The sequence below is a fragment of the Ruegeria sp. CH2 genome (assembly GCF_056537065.1).
Genome location: NZ_JBQFQV010000002.1, coordinates 86,032 through 108,051, shown reverse-complemented (window position 1 = coordinate 108,051; position 22,020 = coordinate 86,032). Strand labels below are relative to the sequence as shown.

Sequence of the window (22,020 nt, the reverse complement as noted above, 5' to 3'; positions counted from 1 at the left end):
CACACGTTGTTTTTGTTGATGACCCGCCCTCGCTCCGCCTCGGAAAGGTTTGTCGAGCAGCTGCCAACCGGCGTCAGATCCCGGGTTCAGGTCCTCTATTCGCCGATCATGGAAATCCGGCCTCTGCCAGTTGCGGTGGATACCAAAGGTGTAAAGGGACTGATCTTTACATCGGCCAATGCGGTGAATGCGGCGGTCTCGAAAGGTGTTGACCGCACTCTGCCGGCCTATTGCGTGGGACCCGCAACAACCGGTACCGCGAAAGGGTATGGGTGGCAGGCCAAGATGGTTGGAACCACGGCAGAAGAATTGGTCGGGCATCTGCTCAAGCATCGGCCCAAAAGCCCCCTTTTGCACCTGCGGGGTGAGCATACACGGGGCAATGTCGCTGGCAGCCTGACCGAATCTGGTCTGACCGTTCGGGAACAGCCGGTCTATCAGCAGCGATTGTTGCCGCTAACACCCGAGGCAACCGAGGCCGCCAGAGGAGATCAGCCTATTATTGCTCCGCTTTTCTCGCCGCGTACGGCGCGACATTTTGCCGATATCTGGGCCGGATCAGCCCCCCTTTGGCTGGTTGCGATCAGCCAGGCTACGGCTGATCCCCTTTATTCCTTGGGCTATGAGCACCTGAAGATCGCAAAACATCCGACACCGAAGAAAATGCGTAAAGCTGTTAAAAAGCTTGCGAAACATGTGTTGCGGGTTGAGGGAGGCGAGGTCCCCGATTAACTTAACCTGGGCTGTTATTCATCTGAATTTGGATTCGATAAGGGGAATATTGCGGTGGCTGGTAAGAAGAAATCCGATCAAAAGCCGGTGGAACCCCTCCTAGCGGATGATGCAGTTGAAACTGATCTGCGGCAGGACGATACGCCTGTTGACCCGACTGAACCTGTAGAAGAAGACCTGTCCGAAGCCGAAGCCGAAGCCGAAGCCGAAGCCGAAGCCGAAGCCGAAGCCGAAGCCGAAGCCGAAGCCGAAGCCGAAGCCGAAGCCGAAGCCCCGGTCACTGAAAAGACCGTCGAACGCGTAGTTGAAAAACGTGGCGGTTTCGTTCCGGCCCTGTTGGGGGGCGCGCTGGCTGCCGTTGCAGGTTTCGCGCTGGGCAACGGAGGGCTGTTGCCAACCAGCCCGGACAACTCGGGAGCGCTGGCAGAGCTGGAAGCAAAGCTGACAGAGCAGTCGGACCAGATCGCCAAACTGTCACAGGCGCTTGCAAACAGCCCTGATGTGTCTGGACTGGCAGATCAGGTCAAAACGTTGTCGGACAAGCTGACACCGGTTGAAGGCGACCTGAGCACGGTAAAATCCTCGGTCGATGCGCTGTCCGGTCAGGTCGCGCCATTGACGGACCGGATCGCTGCGCTGGAAAAAGCCCCGATTGCCTCCACTGCCTCGCCCGAGGCAACCGCCGCGTTTGAGGCGGAACTGAAGAAACTTCAGGATTCGCTGGCAGCGCAACGGGCTGAAGTCGAAAAAATGGTTTCGGACGCTCAGGCCCTTGAAGCGAAAGCCTCGGCAGAAGCACAAGCCGCAACGAATGCTGCCACTCTGGCGCGCCTGCGTGGGCAGCTGGATACCGGTCAGCCTTTTTCGGAACTGGTTGCTGAATTGAAGGCAGGCGGCGTGAATGTGCCGGACGCCCTGTCCGGCCCGTCGGAAAAAGGCGTGGAAACACTGACCGCGCTTCGGGCGTCGTTCGAGCCTGCGGCGCGAGATGCATTGGCCGAGGCGCGCGAGGCTGAAAAAGGAACGGGTTTGGTCGCCTTCCTGCAACGCCAAACGGGCGCCCGTTCCGTCACGCCTCAGGAAGGTGATGGTCCAGACGCTGTTCTGTCGCGCGCGCAGGCTGCGCTGGCAGATGGCGACCTGACCAAAGCGTTGAATGAACTGAAATCACTTCCCGAAGTGGCGCGGGCTGCGATGGCCGATTGGGAGCAGGCGGCCGGGATACGAGCCGCCGCCGTTGACGCCGTGAATACGCTGGCTTCCAGCCTGAACTCGAACTGAAGGACCTGCCATGCTGTGGTCATTGTTTAAGATCCTCGTTTTTGTTGCGATTATCGGCCTGCTGGCGCTGGGCGGTCACTTCCTGATGCAAACCAGTGGTGGGGTGCAGATCACGGTCGCGGGCACGGAATTCACCCTTGGGCCGCTTCAGTCGGTGATTGCGCTGGGTGTTCTGGTATTTGCGGTCTGGCTGTTCTTCAAACTGCTCAGCCTTTTGGTTGCGACGCTCAAATTCCTCAACGGCGACGAAACCGCCCTGTCGCGTTATTTCGACCGCAGCCGGGAACAGCGCGGCTATCAGGCGCTGGCCGATGGGTTGATGGCGTTGGCCTCGGGCGAGGGGCGCATTGCCATGACCAAGGCCAGTAAAGCCGAAAAGCTGTTGAACAAGCCGGAACTGACGGATCTACTGGTGGCGCAGGCTGCCGAGATGACGGGTGACACCAAGAAAGCTTCGGACACCTACAAGAAACTGGTGACAAACAGTGCGACCCGATTTGTCGGGGTGCGCGGTATCATGAAACAGAAGCTTGCCGAGGGAGATGATGAAACCGCCCGCAAGCTGGCCGAAAAGGCACTGGCCATCAAACCCCGCCACGAAGAGACACAGGATGTTCTACTGAATTTGCAGACCAAGGCGCAGGATTGGGCCGGTGCCCGGTCGACGCTGACTTCCAAGTTGAAAGCAGGGTATCTGCCGCGCGACGTCTTCAAACGCCGCGATGCGGTTCTGGCGCTGTCCGAAGCCAAGGGAATCCTGGATGAAGGCGCAACTGTCGAGCAACAGGAGCGCGCGATCGAAGCCAATCGCCTGTCGCCCGATCTGGTTCCCGCCGCCGCCATGGCAGCCCGCGCGTATATCGCCAAGGGCAAGTCGCGGGCAGCGACAAAGATCCTGAAAAAAGCGTGGGAGGTTCGCCCACATCCGGATCTGGCCCATGCCTTTGCCGAGATCGCGCCGGATGAAACTCCGGAACAACGGGTCAGACGATTCACGGCACTGACCCGCATTCATCCTGAAAACATGGAAACTCGTTTGATCCTGGCCGAGCTGAACATTGTGGCCGAAGACTTTCCCGAAGCCCGCCGTGCCCTGGGTGATGTTGTCGAAAAACGGGGTGATGCGCGCGCCTATACATTGATGGCTGCTGTTGAGCGCGGCGAGGGTGCCACGGACGCCGTTGTCCAAGGTTGGCTTGCCAAGGCACTGAACGCGCCGCGCGGCCCGCAATGGGTGTGCGACAACTGTCATGACATTCAACCCGAATGGGGACCTGTCTGTCAGAACTGCCACAGCTTCGATACGCTCAGCTGGCAGACACCACAGACACCCGAGATTGCAACAGCAACCGGGGTTCACATGTTGCCGCTGATCGTCGGCGCACTTGAAAACCAGACCGAAGAACCCGAAACAGTCGAGCCTGCGGAGGACGATGATGTGGTTGAAGTCTCAGTGGATGCCGTAGAGGTCGCGGACGACGCAGAGGCTCAGAAACAGGTCTGAGCCCTGCTGTTGCTAACTGTGAATTGTCGCAATCAATTCGGTTTGCTAACGTCATCCTCGCGTCGGGGAGGGCGTTCAAATCCAAATGCTGGACTACTCTCACAACACTTGGTTGGTGGTGGCTTCGCTTGCCGTGGCGCTCATGGCCGGGTTCACGGGTCTGTACCTGACGCATGGCGCGTCAAGGCTGGATAGCCAGCAGCGCAAGTTCGTGGTGGCATTGGCCGCTGTCATTCTGGGCGGCGGCATCTGGTCGATGCATTTCGTAGCGATGCTGGGGCTGCAACTGCCAATCCTGTTCTACTATGATGCCCTGATCACTCTGATGTCGGCACTGGTCGCGATCCTGATGGTCGGGCTGGCGTTGCTGCTGCTGCATTTCCGGCCTCGCTCGGTTCAGACGATGATCGGATCTGGTGTGATTGTCGGGCTGGGCATCGTCGCGATGCACTTTGTCGGGATGGCTGGTATGCAGCTTTGCCGCCCCGTCTATGACATTTTCGATGTTGCTCTGTCAGCACTGGCATCAGTAATCTTGTCGGTGGCTGCAATTTGGGTGGCTTATGGCAACCGGACACAACGGAACATCCTGCTTGGCACGGTTTGTTTCGGGCTGGCGGTGTTCACCATGCATTTTGTTGCCACGGGCCTGACTGATTTCGTCGCGAGCGACAGCCTCGGCGGGGCGGGTCCAGCGCTGGATAATCAGGTTTTGGCAATGGGGGTGACGGTATCCGTCTTTCTGATCTGTGGTGCTTTCCTGTTGACCGGTATTACGTTCATAGAGCCAAAGCCCGTGACTGCACCTGCCTCAGGACCTGTGTCGGAACCCACCCCAATGCGCGCTGGTGTTCCGTATGAGCGCGAAGGCCAGACTTTTTTTGCGCATCCCGCGCGGATCGCCGCAATTCGGGCCGAAGGGCATTACACGGTACTCTATATGGATGCAGAGAAACTGTTCTGCCCCTGGTCGATCACCGATGCGGAAACGCGGCTTTTGCCCGAAGGGTTCCTGCGGGCGCATCGCAGTTATCTGGTGAACCCGAAACACGTCTCGCGATTTGAACGTCACAAGGACAACGGCACCTGTTATTTCGATGGTGTTGACGCGCTGAGCAAGGTGCCGGTCAGCCGGTCCCGCCTGACAGATATTCGCGAGGCACTGGGGGTCTAGGCGCAACTCGTGCAGTTCTTTCGCATTTCGTGAAACAAGCCGCGCGCTCCGTTTTCCTTAACTGGATCAGTTAAATCCGCCGTTCTTTCCTTACCTCAGGTCCCCCAAGGCATATCGCCCGGACCCAGGGAGGAAAAACATGATACCAGCCGGCTTTGAGTATCACCGGCCAGGCGACATTGCCTCGGCCATCGGCATTCTACAGGAATATGGCGACGAGGCGCGCGTGATCGCGGGCGGGCACAGCCTGATCCCGATGATGAAGCTTCGCATGGCCGAGATGGGTCATCTGGTCGATCTTCAGGCCATTGAAGAGCTTAAGGGGATAGAGGTCGGGCCTGACACCGTTACTTTGGGTGCGATGGTCACGCAGCACGAGCTGATCACCCACAGCGGTCTGGCCGAAGCCATTCCGTTGATCCGCGAGGCGGCGCTTCAGATTGCGGATCCGCAAGTGCGGTACATGGGCACTGTCGGTGGCAATGTAGCCAATGGTGACCCGGGCAATGACATGCCGGGTCTGATGCAATGCTTGAACGCCTCGTTCGAGTTGTCCGGCCCGGACGGGAACCGGACAGTTGCCGCGCGTGATTTTTATGAGGCCGCGTATTTCACCGCCCGCGAAGACGAAGAAATCCTGATCCGGATTTCGATCCCTGTGCCGGGTGCAGGCGTGGGGCAGGCCTATCAAAAGCAAAAGCGCAAGATAGGAGATTATGCGACCGCCGCTGCGGCTGTGATGGTTGGCAACGGTCAGGCCTCGGTTGCGATGACCAATCTGGCCGACACGCCCATCTGGTCGGATGAGGCCAGCACCGCGCTGGCTGCGGGCGATGTCGAAGGGTGCGTTGCCGCAATGCTAGACGCAATCGATCCGGTCGCTGACAACCGCGGCCCTGTCGAATTCAAGAAACACGTGGCAGCCGTGGTGCTGCGCCGCGCCATCGACCGTGCGCAAAGCCGCGCGGGCTGAGGGGGAGGGAACCAATGTCGAAAATGCATGTCAAACTGACCGTAAACGGCAAGCAGGTTGAAGGTCTGGCCGAGCCGCGCACGCTGCTGATCCACTTCCTGCGGGAAGACCTGAAAATCACCGGCCCACATATCGGGTGTGAAACCAGCCATTGCGGGGCCTGCACCGTTGATATCGACGGCAAGTCGGTCAAATCCTGCACCGCCTTTGTAGCGCAGGTAAACGGTGCTGAGATCACAACCGTTGAAGGCCTGACCAATGACGATGGCAGCCTTGGAGTGTTGCAGGAAATGTTTCGCGAACATCACGGGCTGCAATGTGGGTTCTGCACGCCGGGCATGATCACCCGGGCGCATCGTCTGCTTCAGGAAAACCCGAACCCGACCGAGGAGGAAATCCGTTTCGGCATGGCCGGAAACCTGTGCCGCTGCACCGGATACCAGAATATCGTTAAGGCCATCTCGGCTTCGGCTGATTTGCTCAATGCTCAGAAGGAGGCCGCGGAATGAACGACCAGACTCTGACCCCCGAAGAACGCGCTGCCAACCTCAAAGGTATGGGCTGCGCCCGAAAGCGCGTCGAGGACGTGCGTTTCACCCAAGGAAAGGGTAATTACGTCGATGACATCAAGCTGGACGGGATGCTGTTTGGCGATTTTGTGCGCTCCCCCTATGCCCATGCCCGCGTCGTCAGCGTGAACAAAGAGGCGGCCTTGGCACTGCCCGGCGTGATCGCCGTTTTGACCGCCGAAGACCTGTCTCCTTTGGGATTGCACTGGATGCCGACACTTGCCGGTGACAAGCAGATGGTGCTGGCCGATGGCAAGGTGCTGTTCCAGGGTCAGGAAGTTGCCTATGTCGTCGCCGAAGACCGCTATGTCGCGGCGGATGCCGTTGAATTGGTCGAGGTCGAATACGAAGAGCTTCCTGTCATCACGGACCCGTTCGAATCGTTGAAGTCGGACGTGGTGCTCCGCGAAGACCTGGAAGGTCAGACCGAAGGCGCACATGGTCCGCGCAAACATCACAACCACATCTTTACGTGGGAACAGGGCGACAAGGACGCGACCGAAGCTGTGCTGGCCGAGGCGGACGTGGTCGCCGAAGAGATGATCTATTACCACCGCACCCATCCGTGCCCGCTTGAGACCTGCGGTTGCGTGGCGTCGATGGACAAGGTGACTGGCAAGCTGACTCTGTACGGGACGTTCCAGGCCCCCCATGCAATCCGGACAGTTGTGTCTCTGATTTCGGGGCTGGCCGAGCATAATATCCGCGTGATCAGCCCCGATATCGGTGGTGGGTTTGGCAACAAGGTGGGGGCTTACGCAGGCTATGTGTGTTCGGTGGTGGCCTCGATCGTTACCGGCAAGCCGGTGAAGTGGGTCGAGGACCGGATGGAAAACCTGATGTCCACTGCCTTTGCCCGCGACTACTGGATGCAGGGGAAGATTGCCGCCACCAAGGATGGCAAGATCACCGGATTGTGGTGTCACACCACGGCGGATCATGGTGGTTTCGACGCTTGTGCCGATCCGACCAAATTCCCTGCCGGCTTCATGAATATCTGCACCGGGTCTTATGACATCCCGACTGCCTATCTGGCGGTGGATGGTGTCTATACCAACAAGGCGCCGGGCGGTGTGGCCTATCGCTGTTCCTTCCGCGTAACCGAAGCTGCCTATTTCATCGAACGCATGATCGAGGTTCTGGCCATCAAGCTGAACATGGACGCGGCCGAGCTGCGCCGGATCAACTTCATCCGCAAAGATCAGTTCCCGTATCAGTCGGCGCTGGGCTGGGAATATGACTCGGGCGATTATCACACCGCCTGGGACAAGGCGCTGAAGGCCGTGAACTATGAGGGTCTGCGGGCGGAACAGGCGCAGCGGATCGCAGATTTCAAGGCTGGGAAAACGCGCAAGCTGCTGGGCATCGGCCTGACACATTTCACGGAAATCGTCGGGGCCGGACCGGTGAAGAACTGCGATATCCTCGGGCTGGGAATGTTCGACAGCTGCGAGATTCGCATTCATCCGACCGGATCAGCGATTGCGCGGCTGGGGACGATCAGTCAAGGGCAGGGCCACGCCACAACCTTTGCCCAGATCATCGCCAGTGAAATCGGCCTGCCCGCCGATGACATCACGCTGGAAGAGGGTGACACGGATACCGCACCTTACGGGCTTGGGACTTATGGGTCCCGGTCTACTCCGGTCGCTGGTGCGGCCACGGCGATGGCGGCCCGCAAAATTCGGGCAAAAGCCCAGATGATCGCGGCCTATCTGCTGGAGGTGCATGACAATGACGTCGAATGGGACGTGGATCGCTTTGCTGTCAAAGGCGCTCCTGAGCGGTTCAAGACCATGAAGGAAATCGCATTCGCCGCCTATAATCAGGCCATTCCTGGACTGGAGCCGGGTCTGGAGGCCGTCAGCTATTACGACCCGCCGAATATGACTTATCCGTTCGGGGCCTATATCTGTGTCATGGAGATTGACGTGGATACCGGTGAATGGGAGGTCCGGCAGTTCTACGCTTTGGATGACTGCGGCACCCGGATCAACCCGATGATCATCGAGGGTCAGGTCCATGGGGGTGTGACCGAGGCACTGGCCATCGCGATGGGTCAGGAGATTGCCTATGATGACATGGGCAATGTGAAAACCGGTACGCTGATGGACTTTTTCCTGCCAACCGCGTGGGAGACGCCGAACTATACCACTGACCATACGGTGACCCCATCCCCGCACCATCCGATTGGCGCAAAGGGTGTGGGGGAAAGCCCGAATGTCGGCGGTGTGCCTGCGTTCTCGAACGCAGTGCATGACGCGTTCCGGCCTTTTGGGTTGGTGCAGAGCCATATGCCGCACGATCACTGGCGGATTTGGAAGATTGCCAATGGTCTGGGGATGCATGGGTGATTGGGATCGGACCGGCTGTTGCCGGTCCGACCGACGGAGGGGGCTCTGCCCCCTCCGAACCTCCCCCGGGATATTTGGGGCCAGATGAAGATAGGATCCTGGTTTTGACCTTGAACGACGTGCAGAACGGGTTGGCCGAGCAGGGCTATGTTGCCGATGATCGGTTGGTCATGGCGCTGCATCTGGCGCAGAAACTTGGGCGCCCGTTGTTGCTGGAGGGGCCGGCGGGTGTGGGGAAAACCGAAGTTGCGAAAGCGGTGGCAGCCTGGCGCGATACGCGATTGATACGTCTGCAATGCTACGAAGGTCTGGATGCCAGTCATGCCATCTATGAATGGAACTATCAGCGACAGCTATTGGCGATCCGGGCGAGCGAAGCGCAAGGCGGCGTCGCTGAGGCGCAGCTGTTTTCGGATGAATATTTGCTGAAAAGGCCTTTGTTAGAGGCTATCTCGGAAACGAAACCTCCGGTTCTGTTGATTGATGAGATTGATCGGGCGGATGAGGAGTTCGAAGCCTATCTTCTGGAAATCCTGTCAGACTTTCAGATCACCATACCCGAGTTGGGAACGGTGCAGGCACATGTGCGGCCTGTCGTCATTCTGACGGCCAACGGGACGCGGGATTTGTCGGATGCGCTGCGCAGAAGGTGTTTGTACAGCTTTCTTGACTATCCTTCGAGGGAGACCGAACTGGCAATCCTGCGGGCGCGACTGCCTGAAATCGAGGGGATTCTGGCGCGTCAGATCATCGGTGTTGTACAGGCGCTGCGTCAGGAAGATCTTGAGAAGAAACCGGGCATCGCCGAAATGCTGGATTGGGCAGCAGCCCTGTCCGGGTTGGGTGTCAATGATCTGGCCAAATCCCGCGAAGACGTCCAGGCGACGCTGGTGTGTTTGCTTAAAACTGCCGCAGATTACAATGCGGCACCGCCCGAGGTGATGGATCGCCTGATTGGAAAGGTCGCGTGATGCAGGTTACGCGCTTTCCCTCTCGGGCCTCGGGTCTTGCCGACCGTATGTCGGGTTTCATAGCGCATTTGCGAATGAACGGTATGCAATTGGGGGCGTCGGATGCGGGGGACGTGCTTGCCGCCTTGTCCGAAGTGGATGCAACGGATGCCAAACAGGCCCGGCAAGCCATGTGCGCGGTATTGACCGGAGATGCGGAAGATTGGCGCCGATTTGATGAACTGTTCGACGCCTATTGGTTCAACGCTGGCGCACAGCGTTCGGGAAAAGCGAAAAACAAGCATGTGCGGGTGCAGTCCGCCAAGCCAATGATCTGGCAGACCAGAACTCAGGGTGAGGACGAACCACGATCCGGGTCGGAGCAAGAGGCCACTCTGCCTGACTGCGGTGAAGGGGAAGCCGAAGGGGTGGACGGCAAGTTGATCGCCACGCGAACGGCCAACCTGTCACGCCGGGACTTGCGAGAGTTGATGGACGAAGAGGCCCTAAAACAGGCTGAAACAGCCGCGCTGACCTTGGCGCGGGCATTTCGGGACAGGCGATCGCGCCGCCGGAAACGGGCGTTGCGCGGGGCTGTTCTGGATATGCGCCGAATACAGCGCGCCAGTCTGGCGCGTGGCGGTGAGCCGCTGGACCTGTATCGCCGAGCGCGGCCACCGCGCCCGATGCGGATTGTGGCATTGTGCGACGTTAGTGGTTCGATGACCGCGTACTCACGCGTGTTTCTGGCTTTTCTGAAAGGGTTGACCGGCAGCGGGATCGAGGCAGATGCGTATTTGTTTCACACGCGATTGATGCGGGTAACAGATGCGTTGCGCGACCATGACACCCTCCGGGCTGCGGGGCGATTGTCGCTGATGGCCGAAGGCTTCGGCGGCGGTACCGATATTTCCGGCAGTCTGGAGCGATTTCTGTCGGGATACGGCGCGCGGGCACTGAACGGGCGTACTGTCGTCCTGATCCTGTCGGACGGATATTGCAGTTCTGATCCGCAGGCTCTGGGGGATATGCTGGCGCGTATCAGGCGCAAGGCACGCCGGATCGTCTGGCTGAACCCCTTGAAGGGCTGGAAGGACTATCAACCTATTGCGGCAGCGATGCAGGCGGCTGAACCCTATCTGGATGCGCATTTGCCGGCCAATACACTGGATGCATTGGCAGCGCTTGAGCCGCAGTTCCAAAAGCTGTGAAAGGAGTCTGACCTTGGCGAATTTCGACATTTTTGACACCATCGATCAGCTGCGCGGAACCGGAGAGGCCTTTTGTGTGGCGACGGTTTTGCGCACGGCGGATGCGACCTCGGCCAAAGCTGGGGGGAAGGCGGCGATTACCCAGGCGGGTGAAATCCTGGGGCATCTAGGCGGGGCTTGTGTGCAGCGCGCAGTCCGGGCCGCGGCGCAACAAGCTTGGGCGTCCGGGGCACCGCAGATTATCCGTGTCAAACCTTCGGAAAAGGTGGTGAACATGACGGATCCCGATGGTGTTCAAACGTTCAAAAGTGGGTGCCCGTCCGGTGGTACAGTCGATCTTTTGGTCGAACCCTATCAACACGCGCCCCGGCTGGTGATTTTCGGCGAGGGGTTGATTGCCAAAGCTCTGGCAGCGCATGGATCGCTGGCCGGATTTCGCACGGCTGTCGAGGATGGGCTTGATATTGCTGGAAACCATGTGCGGTTTGCCTTGGCACATGTCGATGCGCTGGGTGTGGAGCCGCGGGACTTTGTCGTGGTGGCTGCGCAGGGGCGCAGCGATGCATCCGCTTTGAAGGCTGCATTGGAAACCGATGCGGCACGCGTGTCGATGGTGGCCAGTCGCCGCAAGGCAGCTACGCTGACTGCAAAGCTTATCGCCCAGGGATTGGACCCTTTGAAAGTTGCGCGCCTGAAATCCCCGGCGGGGTTGGACATACATGCCATAGATCCGCATGAGATCGCCCTGTCGATTTTGGCCGAGATTGTGATGTGGCGGAACGGTGAAAAGGCAGCAAAGGTGTCGCATGATGAAAAGCTTGCTTGAACACCTTTGCCACATGTGGCCTGCGTGGCTGGCTCAAAGGATAGAAACGGCTGCAATGCGCCTATTTCCAAGATGTTGTTGAACAAAGGAAAGACCTGAATGGAACTGACTGATGAAATCCGTATCGCAGCGCCACGCGACGTCGTTTACCGCGCGCTTAACGATCCCGACATTTTGATGGAATGCATCCCGGGATGTGAGGAACTGACGCAGAAATCACCAACCGATCTTGAGGCGAAAGTTGTTCTGAAAATTGGCCCGGTCAAAGCGCGCTTTGCGGGTGAGGTCACATTGGACACGGCCAATGCACCAAACGGGTTCTCTTTGATGGGTGAAGGCAAGGGCGGGGCGGCTGGATTTGCCAAAGGCGGCGCAGACGTTTCGTTGACCGAAGAAGGTGACGAAACCGTACTGAAATACACGGCGAAGGTTGATGTTGGTGGCAAGATCGCTCAGCTCGGCAGTCGGCTGATTGCGGGAACCGCCAAGAAGTTGTCGGCAAAGTTCTTTACGCGGTTCGGAGAGATCGTGTCAGAGCAGTCGACTGCATGATCCGGGGCGTTCCATAGCCGAGAGGTTGTCAAAGCATGGACCACTGACGACAAGGCGGGGGAACCCGCCATCAACCGAAGTGTGGCAATCGGCGGTGACTGCAAATACTCAGTCAGGACAACACCCTTCAGCGAGAGCTGCGAGCACCCCTGTCAACGGGGGGTTGAAAATCGGGTTTTGCCCATAAAAAATTGGCTTTTCCCGAAATAACCGGTAGATTTTCTGCAAAAGGTGGAAAACACCGGAGGCAGTAAGAGAGCAGATGTCACAGGCAAAAACTCGTGTTTTGCGGACCACGATACCTGCCGGTCTTGTCGGCAAACGGGACGGTCTTTTTTTCTTGTGGGGCGAGATTGAGCGCGCCCGTTTGAAAATTGAAGACGGAGCCCACCACGACTCTGCAACGCCAGATGGGCCAAATGTAAACATGGCAGACGCAGCAAGGCGTCTGGTACAAGTGCCGGTGGACGAGTTCATATTTTATTGATGGGCAACGTCTGGATGGAAATAGCGGAATCTATTCTTTTTCAAAGATCAGGATAACTTCGCCGAGGCGTATGCCAAAGCGTGAGACGTAAGCGCGGTTTAACAGACGGTCCTCGGTCAGCAGCCACATCCAATCGTCAAAACTGACGCGCATCGTGCCATCTTTGACAGGCAGGTCAATCTTGTATTTCCAGTTGAAGGTGTCGCCCCTCTCGGTCCCGCTGGCGGTTCCCAGCACACCGGGCGCAGTACCAGTCCACGTGTCATCGCCAGTCTTTGTCAGCGTCCAGATGCGCTGTTCGGTTGCGCCGTCGTCGTAGATAAAATCCTCGACCAGTGTCAGGGTTTCCCCGTCCCATGTGCCGTCGATATCGACTTCAAATCTGCGTGGAACATTCCCCAGTACATCCTGAAACTGCCCGTAAGCCACGGTCTTTCCGTCGAAGAATTCCTCGAGGTTCAGCTGCCGTTCAGACAGAAAGGTTGTCGGAACCTTCGGTTTGCCAGAGCAGGCAACCAGAAGTGCAAAGCTTGCGACGGAAACGCATGTAATCAGAGAGCGACCTGTGATCATTGCACCAGCCGCCTTTCTGAAGTGATGCTATACTCATTTGCGCCACCTACGTGGATCGGATGTGATTTGGGGGTTGGGCGCATTGTTGCAACGAGCTCAGCAACCTTGATGCCAAACTTACGCATCTCGGAGCGATTCATGATAACGCCCTGTTCTGTCAAATACATCCAGTCTGTAACATCCAGCGTGTGTCCTCCTGCGTCCTTGGGCAGAATGATCCTGTAGGTCAGCTTGATCGTTGCGCCGGATATCGTGCCGTGACCTTCGCCAACGATATCCTCTGCCGTTGCCGTAAACGTATTTCTGGTGCCCAGCGTCAGATACCACTTACGGTTCATCTTTTTGCCATTTGAGTACGTGAAAAACTCGGAAAGTGTGCCTGTGTTCCCATTCCACTCACCAACCATGCGGGCCACAAAGCTGTTCGACATCCTGCCATTGGGGCCATAGATCAGACCTTCGGACAGGATTTCACCGTTCAGATGCTTCTTCAGCGAAAAAGTGGGCCCGGTACCGGCATAGTCTGACGGGCTCTGCGCACGAAAGCTCAGCAGTCGGGCGCGGACAAACATTGCAATCAGCAGAGCCAGCAGGATGATGGCGAAAGCATTCATTTGCTTGTGACCTCGGTTGGCAGGGTCAGGACCATTCCAAAGGCCCCAAGTTTCAGGATGCAGGGCAGCATCGCGTAGGCGAGATTGAGTGCATCAAGCGCTTGGGCGGAATTGGTTTGACCGGGGGTGAAGCCATTGCGCTCCAGCAATGGCAGGGTAATAAAGGCTGCCAGGGCCAGGCCCAGCTTGCCAGCAAAGGACCAGATACCAAACGCTGTGGACGCGTTAAGACCGGCTCGTGTCAAAGTGACCGAAAACATGGCGGGCAGCACGACCATATCCGCGCCCAGAGCGGCACCCGAGGCGAGGCAAATCAACGCAAAACCGGTGAGGTTCCCAGCGCTCAGTGTGGCGGCACCGATAAATCCCGCGATGGAAAGCGGCATCGCAATCATCAGTGTCTGTTTCGAGCCAATTTTGTTGCTGAGCTTTGCCCAAAGCGGCACACTTGCGCCCGCGCTGAGGAAAAACAGGATCAGCAACGGTCCGGCTTTGCCGGGCAGTTGCAAACGGTCCTCTACGAAAAAGAGAAACAGGGTCGATGTGACGGCCACAGGCAGGCTGTTGATCAAAGCCAGCACCAGAAGGCGCAAACCCCCGGCCTTGCCCAGGCTTGCGAAAGACAGACCGGATCCGGTGATTGGGGGCCGCCGCCAGATCGGAACAGTCAACAAAAGGGTTGCGACCGATAGCAGACCCAGAAACAGACCAAATGCGGGATAGCCTTGCGCGTGGGCTCCGGCGGCAACAAAAAGGGCAGGGGCACTTGCCGCGATGATAACGCCTGTCAGTTGTCCGCCTTCCCGATAAGCGGCGAGGGTCATCAACTCCTTCGCGTCTGCGCGTTTTGCTAGCGTCGCACTACGCCCGTAGAGCAGGATAGTCCCCAGGCTATAAGCCGAAAACAACAGTATCAGAAGAACAATCAATGTCAGTACATCTGCGCCTTGTTGCAGGCTGAACAGCGCCGGAAATCCAATGGCAAGGCCGAGAGCTGCCATGGACGCAAAGACAAGCTGGCCACCGGGCCATCTATCTATCGCCCAACCGATCAGTGGGTCCTGTACCAGATCGACCAATCGGATCATCAGCAAGACGGTACCGATCACCCCCAGTCCAATGCCCAGATTCACCGCCGCAAAACGCGGCAGATGAATGTATAGCGGGATGCCCGCCGCAGCGAGCATCAGCGCATACAAGCTGACCCGAGGGTAAAGCATCACTTTCCCTGAAGCATTCGGGTGAAGGACGCCGACCGCGTGTTTTCGCCAAGGAAAACCGACATGAAACTGCGTTTGATGCCCGGATATGCCATTGTGCAGGTCTTTCGACCGTTCAGCCAGAAACTGACCTTGTCTGGCCCGTCGGACACCGCCAGATAGCTGTCACCCTTGGTGACACCTTTAAAACATACATCCAGTTGGTCGCCAATCGGGGCAGGGTGGCCGACGCGTTTCATCTCGTCGAGCGTCGAGTTGACCAGCGCATTCTTCTTGATGCTTTTACGGTATGTCAGCTGAAGCCCGAAATCTTCACTCCAGCTGAACGAAGCACCTTTGGGTGTGTAAAGCTTGGCGTCGTAGATCGGAAACCCGAGATAGCGGAAGGTTGCAGTTCCGCGAAGTTGTGCACCATCCAACTCTTCCGTCACAGGCGAGGCAATCAACCCAGTGGGGGCCAGCAAGGAAAGGCTCAAAAGGGTCGCGCGCAGCATCCCGCTATTCGGCGGCAACAGAGATGGCCGGATCTTGTCCAAGAATGGCATATTCAGCTCCGATTGTTTGCGGGGTGCCATTTATCCGCTCAACAACATGCATCGCGCTGGCAATCCCGTCTTCGTGAAATCCGTGCCGGTTATACGCACCGGCGAACCAGGTTCGGTTCTGTCCTTGTATTTCGCGAATATGCCCCTGTGCTTTCAGGGCGGCTTTGTCGAATACCGGGTGGGCAAACTCGACCTGATCATAGATTTTGTCCGCTGGAATCTCTGCCGAGGCGTTCAGCGTCACAAAAAGCGGGTCGTTGTCCGGTATGTTCTGCAGTCGGTTCATCCAATATGTAACGCCTACGTCTCCGGCCTGTGATCGATAGGTCCAGCTGGACCAGCACGCACGCCGCTTTGGCATCTGGCCAGGATCGCAATGCAGGGTGGCAGTGTTGGGTTGGTACCGAATTGCGCCCAGCGCAGCGGTTTCCGCCGGGGTGGCATTCCCGCCCAAAATGGCAAGCGACTGGTCAGAGTGGGTAGCCAGGATGATCTCATCAAACTGATCCACCGCACCCTGACTGCGGACCGTGACACCTGTATCACTCCGGGAGATGTTCTGAACCGGACTGGCCAAACGGATTGCCGCCCCTCGTGTCCGCAGGGCGGCATCGATCCTGCGGACATATTCGATACTGCCACCTTTAACTGTGTACCACTGGTGTTGACTTGCACGGCCACTGGCCAGAAGGGCGTGATTTCGAAAGAACTGCACCAATGAGCGTGCAGGGAACTGATCCACCAGCTCAACCGGAGTTGACCAGATTGCCCCACACATGGGCATCAGATAGTTGTGGCGGAACCAGTGTCCTAGCCGAAGCTGATCCACCAGCTCACCAATCGTGGTGTCGTCGTCTCTTGCAGCCTCCGGAGCCTTTTTGCCAAAGCGCAGAATGTCGGCAATCATCTTGTAATAGGCGGGGCGCGCAAGATTGCGCCTCTGCGCGGTCAGGGTGCGCAGATTGTTCAAACCATATTCGATACGACCATTGTCGATTGTCGCACCAAAACTCATTTCGCTTTCGATAACGGGAACATTGAGCTCATCAAAAAGTCGGGTCAGAAAAGGATAGGTTGCGTAGTTGAAGACGATGAAACCAGTATCCACCGGTTGATCGCCGTTCTTCCCGGCCATGACTGTGCGGGCATGGCCACCTAAACGCGGTTCCGCCTCATAGAGGGTCACGTCATTGTTTTCTGAAAGGTAGTAGGCGGCTGAAAGGCCTGAAATACCTGCACCAACAACTGCGATTTTCTTCCGTACGCCCTGGGTTTCGTCGAACATTCCAGCCTCGTTAAGTGGTTCTTAGAATGGAATACGCGGGGTAGGTGCAGCTGGATCAATCCGGTTGGAAGTTTTGTCAGAAGCGCGATCGCATTTGATCCAACTACGTCACGGGCCCGTAGAATATGAAACATGACTGAATCGGCCCGCGCATGAGCAGCTTTGACGGAAAAACCTATTGGATCATCGGCGCAAGCGAAGGTTTGGGTCGTGCTTTGGCCAATGCGCTAAGCGACAGGGGCGCGCATTTGATCTTGTCGGCGCGTAGTTCTGAACGTTTGGCCGACATCTGCTCCGAGCTTCCCAATGCCCGTGCGATCCGGTGCGATGTCACTGATTTAGATTCTGTTCGCGGGGCTGTGGCCGAGGCGGGTCTGGTCGATGGGCTGGTTTACAATGCCGGCGCGTATGACCCCGTGCGCTCGGCGGATTGGGATACAGAGGCGTCGCTCAGGATGGGTGATGTAAACTATCTGGGTGCTTTGCGTGTGTTGGGTGAAACCGTCTCGGACCTTGTTAAGGCAGGTCGGGGGGATATTACGCTGATCGGGTCGCTCGCGGGCTATCACGGGTTGCCAGCGGCCATCGGATATGGGGCCAGCAAGGCGGCACTGATTTCCCTGGCGGAAACGATGCGCCATGATCTGGCGGGCACCGGCGTGACCGTGCGGATCATTAATCCCGGCTTCATCAAGACCCGTCTGACTGAGAAAAACAGCTTCAGGATGCCCATGCTGATGAGCCCCGAGGATGCGGCGGATCGTGTGGTCAAGGCGATGTTGCGGCGCCGTTTCCGTACAGATTTTCCTGCACCATTCTCGTGGTTTATCCGTCTGATTGACTATCTGCCGGATCTGTTGGTGTACCGAGGGAAATAGACCCTAACCAAACTGCCCGTGACAAAACCAGCCTGCAGACATGGTTCCGCCATGGCCATAAAACAGCCACAACCGCTCGCCCTGCTGTGTCACCACAACCCAGTAGTCCCGCACGCCGCTGCGCCAGTTCGGGTCATCCAGCCACCATTCCGGTGCGATCCGTTCCGGGCCGGTGGCCTGCGCCAGCTGCCAGTTACGCCCGCGCCAGCGAAAGGCGCTGGGCACGTCAGGGGTTTCCGGTGCCATCACCGGCTCAGGCTGCCACATCAGCAGGGGGCGGGGGCGTGGCGGCGCAGGCCAGTCGCGGGCAGGTTCCGACCATGCCGCCGCCAGCGTTTGCGCCGTTTTCTCAGGGATGTGCGAGGCCGCGGGATGGCGCCGGGTGATCGCCTCAAGCCCCACCCGCGCGCCCAGCTTGCCGATCAGATCATCCACGGCGGTGTTGCCCGCCAGCCGGTTGCGGGCCACACGGCGGGCTTCGGCATGGCCGGCCACGGTACGGGCGTGGATGGGTTCTGTCTGAACCGCCTCAAGCCGCAGCATGTCGATGCCGTAGCCTGCGTCGATCTTGTCAACTTTCATCTCTAACAAAGGGCGAATGCGGTATTTATCGTAAGTTGGGCGGGCCAGGCCGACCTCGATAACCTCAGCTGCCTGATCGGCGCGGTGCGCCTCCAGCCGCAGGGTGCGGGCACCGCGCCCCTTTTCTTCCAGCTTGGTGCAAAGCGTTGGCAGAACCCGATCAACCGCAGCCATGACATCCTCAACCAGACCAATCGGGTTGGGCAGGGTCATCCGCACCGCGAAATGGTGCGGCGGGCGGGCGGGCGAAACAGGCTCGGGCGCGCTGCCCATGGCCTGATCCAACCGCAGAACCAGCCCGCGTCCAAACCTCCGCGCAAGGCTGGCGCGGGGTTGACCCAGCAGATCGCCGATGCGGCGCAGGCCCAGACGGTTCAGCTGCACGACAACCTGATCTTCCAATCGCAGCGCGGCGATAGGCAGGGGGCTGAGTGCGCCATAAGATTGACCCGGCGGTGCGATCCGCGCGCCTCCACCCAGGGCCCTCACTTGCGGCGCGGTGCCGCCTTTGGTCCAGTGCCGCCGTTTACCCGCCCGGGCGCGGGTGGCACGGGCCTCCTGACTGATGGCGTCGCCATTGCGGTCGGATGTGGCCGCCTGCCCCGCATAGCGCGCCAAAGCCCAGGCTGCGCCCAGCGTGTCGGCGATGCCAATCTGTACGCTGAGGCCCATATCCGCGCAATCGGTTTCAAGAACGTTCAGCAACGCCTCCTCTCCGCCAAACAGATGGGCGCAACCTGACAGATCGACGATCAGCCCGTCCGGGGCCTCTTCGGCCACCCATGGGCTGAACTTTCCCGCCCAGCGACGCAACGCGGCCAGGAACGCGGCTTCGGCCGGGGCGTTACGGTGCCGCGTGATCAGGTTGGCACACATGGCATGAGCATCCCGCACCGGCTGGCCGATACGCAGCCCGACAGCCTGCGCATCGGCATTCACTGAGGTAATAACCTGCATGTTCGACTGTTCGGCCACGATGGCCAAAGGCCCGGTATGCAACCCCCGCGCAGCGCGGATCAGCCGTTCAGCCCCCAGGCGAGGGAACCATAGCGAAAGTATTCGGCGTTTGGGCATTTGCAGGCACCACAATGTTCTTACTTTGTTCTTAGGTGAGAATCGATGCCTGAGTCGAGTCCGCCCTTATCCGCAGGTCAGCCGCTGGATGATCCCGTCACCATTCACGTACACGTTCAGCCGGTCGATGCGGTAATCCTGTGTGGCGATGCCATCCGGGCCCAGCACGCGCGACCGTGCGGGCAGGTTTGCCTGAATGTTCGAAACCGGCTGGCCAACGGTATCGGAAAAATCTTCTCCCTGACAAAAGGCCAGATCGACCGGGGCAGGTTCCGGCGGCAGCAAAGCGTCTTCGGGCGCGGGCGGGGTTTCAGCACAGGCCGCCAGAAAGAACAGGATCGGGAAAAATCGGTGCATTGGCGTTCCTCATTCTGGCAATGTCGTTTCTGCAATATCAATTAATTAGCCAACCTGCCATGAAAGCACGGTTGAAAACACCCTGTAATTGACGCAGGGTCGGGGCAAAAGTGACAGGGAGATAAGTAGCATGCGTACCCGTGCCGCCGTCGCCATTCAGGCAGGCAAACCTTTGGAAGTGATGGATGTGAACCTCGAAGGCCCCAAGGCGGGCGAGGTTCTGGTCGAGATCAAGGCCACCGGTATCTGTCATACCGACGAATTCACCCTGTCGGGTGCCGACCCCGAAGGCTTGTTCCCGGCCATTCTGGGCCATGAAGGCGCAGGCGTGGTGGTTGAAGTGGGTCCGGGCGTAACCAGCCTGAAGCCGGGCGATCATGTGATCCCGCTTTACACGCCGGAATGTCGCGAGTGTGAATACTGTCTGCACCCCAAGACCAACCTATGTCAGGCGATCCGGGAAACCCAGGGCAAGGGTCTGATGCCCGATGGCACCTCTCGTTTCTCGACCTTGGATGGCGATCCGATCCTGCACTACATGGGCTGCTCGACCTTCTCGAACCACACAGTTCTGCCTGAAATCGCCCTGGCCAAGGTGCGCGAGGACGCGCCGTTCGACAAGATCTGCTATATCGGCTGTGGTGTCACGACCGGTATCGGCGCGGTCATCAACACCGCCAAGGTGGAAATCGGCAGCCGCGCAATCGTGTTTGGTCTGGGCGGTATCGGCCTGAACGTCATTCAGGGTCTGCGTCTGGCCGGAGCAGACCAGATCGTCGGCGTCGACCTGAACCCCTCCAAAGTGGAAATGGCCACAAGGTTTGGCATGACCGACTTCGTGAACCCGTCCGAAGTTGAAGGCGATCTGGTGCCGTATCTCGTCAACCTGACCAAGGGCGGAGCGGATTATACGTTTGACGCCACAGGCAATGTCGGCGTGATGCGCGCAGCACTTGAATCGGCGCATAAGGGCTGGGGTGAGTCGATCATCATCGGCGTGGCTCCTGCAGGGGCCGAAATCTCGACCCGGCCATTCCAACTGGTCACCGGCCGTTCGTGGCGCGGTACCGCATTCGGCGGCGCGCGTGGGCGCACGGATGTGCCCAAGATCGTCGACTGGTACATGGAAGGCAAAATCGAGATCGACCCGATGATCACCCACACCATGGGTCTGGACGACATCAACCACGGCTTTGACCTGATGCATAAGGGCGAAAGTATCCGTTCGGTGGTTATCTACTAAGAGTAAAATCCACAGTTTTCCAACCAAGGCGCGCTGATCGGCGCGCCGTTTTTGTTGGACCTACTTTCCAGGCCGTGACGCCCCGGTATCTGAACGCGGCGACCGAACCCGCAGAACCGGGGTGTTGACCGAGGTGGTGTTGGCCCGGCTTTCTCGCCAAACAACATAGACGCCGGACGCGATGATGATGCTGGCACCGACGGCGACCCAGATGTCAGGGCGCTCGTCGAAGAAGATCATGCCAAACAGCGTCGCCCAGATGATCTGGCTGTACTGGCTGGGGGCGACGACACCGGCGGGTGCGGCGCGGTAGGCCAGAATGATCAGGTGTTGCGCGATGACCGAGAACACCCCAACCAGCGCCATCATCGCCAGATGCAGCAGGGACGGCGGCTGATATACAGCCGGTTGGGCAAGGCTCATCACGACGATGGCCAGCAGCATCGGATAAAGGATCAGCACGGCCGAGCGCTCCTCATTCCCGATCTTGCGGACAAGGACCGAGGCAAAGGCGCTGCAAAAGGCGGCCATCAGGGCGGCCATATGGCCCAGTGTGATATCCGTTGCACCGGGGCGCAGAACGATCAGGACGCCGATCAGGCCGACGCCAACCGCAGCCCAGCGCTGGACGCGGACCACTTCACCCAGTATCGGGATCGACAGCACCGTGACGATCAGCGGGAATGAAAACAGCAGGGAATAGACCTCGGCCAGTGGCAGAACCGAAAACGCGTAAAACGCGCAGGACATGGCCGTAACCATCAGGCCCGAACGCAGCAAAACCAGCCATGGGTGATGCGGCAGAAAGTTTCCCGTCGTGCGGTCGGTCAGGATCGTGACGGCCATTGGAACGAACGAAAACAGCGTGGCGAAAAAGATGATCTGCATCACTGAATAGGTGCCGCCCAGCACCTTGATCAGCGCGTCGTGGCTGGCAAAGACGGCAAATCCCAGAAATGCATAGCCAAGCCCCCGCAGGGTGTTGTTTTGAGCACTCATCAATCCGGCCTCGGCCTATGTTGGTTTGGTGACGATA

Annotated in this window: 22 protein-coding genes; 14 read left to right on the top strand and 8 right to left on the bottom strand. The window is 58.6% G+C overall.

The window, feature by feature from the left end; genetic code table 11:
• Positions 1-18 precede the first annotated feature (18 nt).
• From ACR0M9_RS05145 to ACR0M9_RS05090, 12 genes are all read left to right on the top strand, one after another.
• Positions 19-732, top strand: coding sequence for a uroporphyrinogen-III synthase (locus ACR0M9_RS05145; protein ID WP_480773009.1), 714 nt, complete (start codon positions 19-21; stop codon positions 730-732).
• A 54-nt stretch (positions 733-786) separates the two neighbouring features.
• The gene (locus tag ACR0M9_RS05140) at positions 787-2,013 is read left to right on the top strand and encodes a COG4223 family protein (RefSeq protein ID WP_480773008.1); all 1,227 of its coding nucleotides are present in this window, start codon (positions 787-789) and stop codon (positions 2,011-2,013) included.
• Positions 2,014-2,023: 10 nt separating this feature from the next.
• On the top strand, positions 2,024-3,517 hold the full coding sequence (locus tag ACR0M9_RS05135; RefSeq protein WP_480773007.1) for a heme biosynthesis HemY N-terminal domain-containing protein: 1,494 nt from the start codon (positions 2,024-2,026) through the stop codon (positions 3,515-3,517).
• Between the two features lie 85 nt (positions 3,518-3,602).
• Positions 3,603-4,691: an MHYT domain-containing protein gene (locus ACR0M9_RS05130; RefSeq protein ID WP_480482627.1), complete on the top strand. Its 1,089-nt coding sequence runs from the start codon at positions 3,603-3,605 to the stop codon at positions 4,689-4,691.
• Positions 4,692-4,830: 139 nt separating this feature from the next.
• Positions 4,831-5,664: an FAD binding domain-containing protein gene (locus ACR0M9_RS05125; protein WP_480773006.1), complete on the top strand. Its 834-nt coding sequence runs from the start codon at positions 4,831-4,833 to the stop codon at positions 5,662-5,664.
• Positions 5,665-5,678: 14 nt separating this feature from the next.
• The gene (locus ACR0M9_RS05120) at positions 5,679-6,173 is read left to right on the top strand and encodes a (2Fe-2S)-binding protein (protein WP_480474462.1); all 495 of its coding nucleotides are present in this window, start codon (positions 5,679-5,681) and stop codon (positions 6,171-6,173) included.
• A complete protein-coding gene (locus ACR0M9_RS05115) occupies positions 6,170-8,587 on the top strand; it encodes an aerobic carbon-monoxide dehydrogenase large subunit (RefSeq protein WP_480606180.1) in 2,418 nt (805 codons plus the stop codon). Before ACR0M9_RS05120 ends, ACR0M9_RS05115 begins: the two co-directional genes overlap by 4 nt.
• Before the next feature lie 104 nt (positions 8,588-8,691).
• Positions 8,692-9,558 carry an AAA family ATPase gene (locus tag ACR0M9_RS05110; RefSeq protein ID WP_480487920.1) on the top strand — a complete coding sequence of 289 codons (867 nt, stop codon included), beginning with the start codon at positions 8,692-8,694 and terminating at the stop codon, positions 9,556-9,558.
• A complete protein-coding gene (locus ACR0M9_RS05105) occupies positions 9,558-10,748 on the top strand; it encodes a vWA domain-containing protein (RefSeq protein WP_480773005.1) in 1,191 nt (396 codons plus the stop codon). Before ACR0M9_RS05110 ends, ACR0M9_RS05105 begins: the two co-directional genes overlap by 1 nt.
• A 13-nt stretch (positions 10,749-10,761) precedes the next feature.
• The gene (locus ACR0M9_RS05100; protein WP_480587462.1) at positions 10,762-11,574 is read left to right on the top strand and encodes an XdhC family protein; all 813 of its coding nucleotides are present in this window, start codon (positions 10,762-10,764) and stop codon (positions 11,572-11,574) included.
• Between the two features lie 99 nt (positions 11,575-11,673).
• Positions 11,674-12,126 (top strand): SRPBCC family protein, encoded by a 453-nt coding sequence (locus ACR0M9_RS05095; RefSeq protein WP_480487916.1) that lies wholly within the window; start codon positions 11,674-11,676, stop codon positions 12,124-12,126.
• Positions 12,127-12,388: 262 nt separating this feature from the next.
• Positions 12,389-12,613, top strand: a complete 225-nt coding sequence (locus tag ACR0M9_RS05090; protein ID WP_267367879.1) for a hypothetical protein — start codon at positions 12,389-12,391, stop codon at positions 12,611-12,613.
• Positions 12,614-12,643: 30 nt separating this feature from the next.
• On the opposite strand, the gene ACR0M9_RS05085 is transcribed toward ACR0M9_RS05090, so the two are convergent.
• The 5 genes from ACR0M9_RS05085 to ACR0M9_RS05065 are packed head-to-tail and all read right to left on the bottom strand — an operon-like array spanning position 12,644 to position 16,850.
• The gene (locus ACR0M9_RS05085) at positions 12,644-13,186 is read right to left on the bottom strand and encodes a DUF3833 domain-containing protein (protein ID WP_480487914.1); all 543 of its coding nucleotides are present in this window, start codon (positions 13,184-13,186) and stop codon (positions 12,644-12,646) included.
• Entirely contained in the window at positions 13,183-13,800 is a 618-nt protein-coding gene (locus ACR0M9_RS05080; RefSeq protein ID WP_480482643.1) for a DUF3833 domain-containing protein, read from the bottom strand. The genes ACR0M9_RS05085 and ACR0M9_RS05080 overlap by 4 nt, the downstream gene beginning before the upstream one ends.
• Positions 13,797-15,020, bottom strand: coding sequence for an MFS transporter (locus tag ACR0M9_RS05075; protein ID WP_480773004.1), 1,224 nt, complete (start codon positions 15,018-15,020; stop codon positions 13,797-13,799). The genes ACR0M9_RS05080 and ACR0M9_RS05075 overlap by 4 nt, the downstream gene beginning before the upstream one ends.
• Complete coding sequence (locus tag ACR0M9_RS05070) at positions 15,020-15,565, bottom strand: hypothetical protein (RefSeq protein ID WP_480773003.1); 546 nt, start codon at positions 15,563-15,565, stop codon at positions 15,020-15,022. Before ACR0M9_RS05070 ends, ACR0M9_RS05075 begins: the two co-directional genes overlap by 1 nt.
• On the bottom strand, positions 15,519-16,850 hold the full coding sequence (locus ACR0M9_RS05065; protein WP_480773002.1) for an NAD(P)/FAD-dependent oxidoreductase: 1,332 nt from the start codon (positions 16,848-16,850) through the stop codon (positions 15,519-15,521). The genes ACR0M9_RS05070 and ACR0M9_RS05065 overlap by 47 nt, the downstream gene beginning before the upstream one ends.
• Before the next feature lie 152 nt (positions 16,851-17,002).
• On the opposite strand from ACR0M9_RS05065, the gene ACR0M9_RS05060 reads away from it, so the two are divergent.
• Positions 17,003-17,728 (top strand): SDR family NAD(P)-dependent oxidoreductase, encoded by a 726-nt coding sequence (locus tag ACR0M9_RS05060; protein ID WP_480773001.1) that lies wholly within the window; start codon positions 17,003-17,005, stop codon positions 17,726-17,728.
• Positions 17,729-17,731: 3 nt separating this feature from the next.
• On the opposite strand, the gene ACR0M9_RS05055 is transcribed toward ACR0M9_RS05060, so the two are convergent.
• Positions 17,732-19,384, bottom strand: coding sequence for a DUF6504 family protein (locus ACR0M9_RS05055; protein WP_480482653.1), 1,653 nt, complete (start codon positions 19,382-19,384; stop codon positions 17,732-17,734).
• Positions 19,385-19,450: 66 nt separating this feature from the next.
• Positions 19,451-19,741, bottom strand: a complete 291-nt coding sequence (locus tag ACR0M9_RS05050; RefSeq protein WP_480773000.1) for an I78 family peptidase inhibitor — start codon at positions 19,739-19,741, stop codon at positions 19,451-19,453.
• Between the two features lie 130 nt (positions 19,742-19,871).
• Here ACR0M9_RS05050 and ACR0M9_RS05045 point away from each other — a divergent pair, with 130 nt between their 5' ends.
• On the top strand, positions 19,872-20,984 hold the full coding sequence (locus ACR0M9_RS05045; RefSeq protein WP_267364409.1) for an S-(hydroxymethyl)glutathione dehydrogenase/class III alcohol dehydrogenase: 1,113 nt from the start codon (positions 19,872-19,874) through the stop codon (positions 20,982-20,984).
• A gap of 60 nt (positions 20,985-21,044) precedes the next feature.
• Here the strand turns inward: ACR0M9_RS05045 and ACR0M9_RS05040 are convergent, their stop codons facing one another.
• Positions 21,045-21,983: a DMT family transporter gene (locus ACR0M9_RS05040; RefSeq protein WP_480506582.1), complete on the bottom strand. Its 939-nt coding sequence runs from the start codon at positions 21,981-21,983 to the stop codon at positions 21,045-21,047.
• Positions 21,984-22,020: the final 37 nt, after the last annotated feature.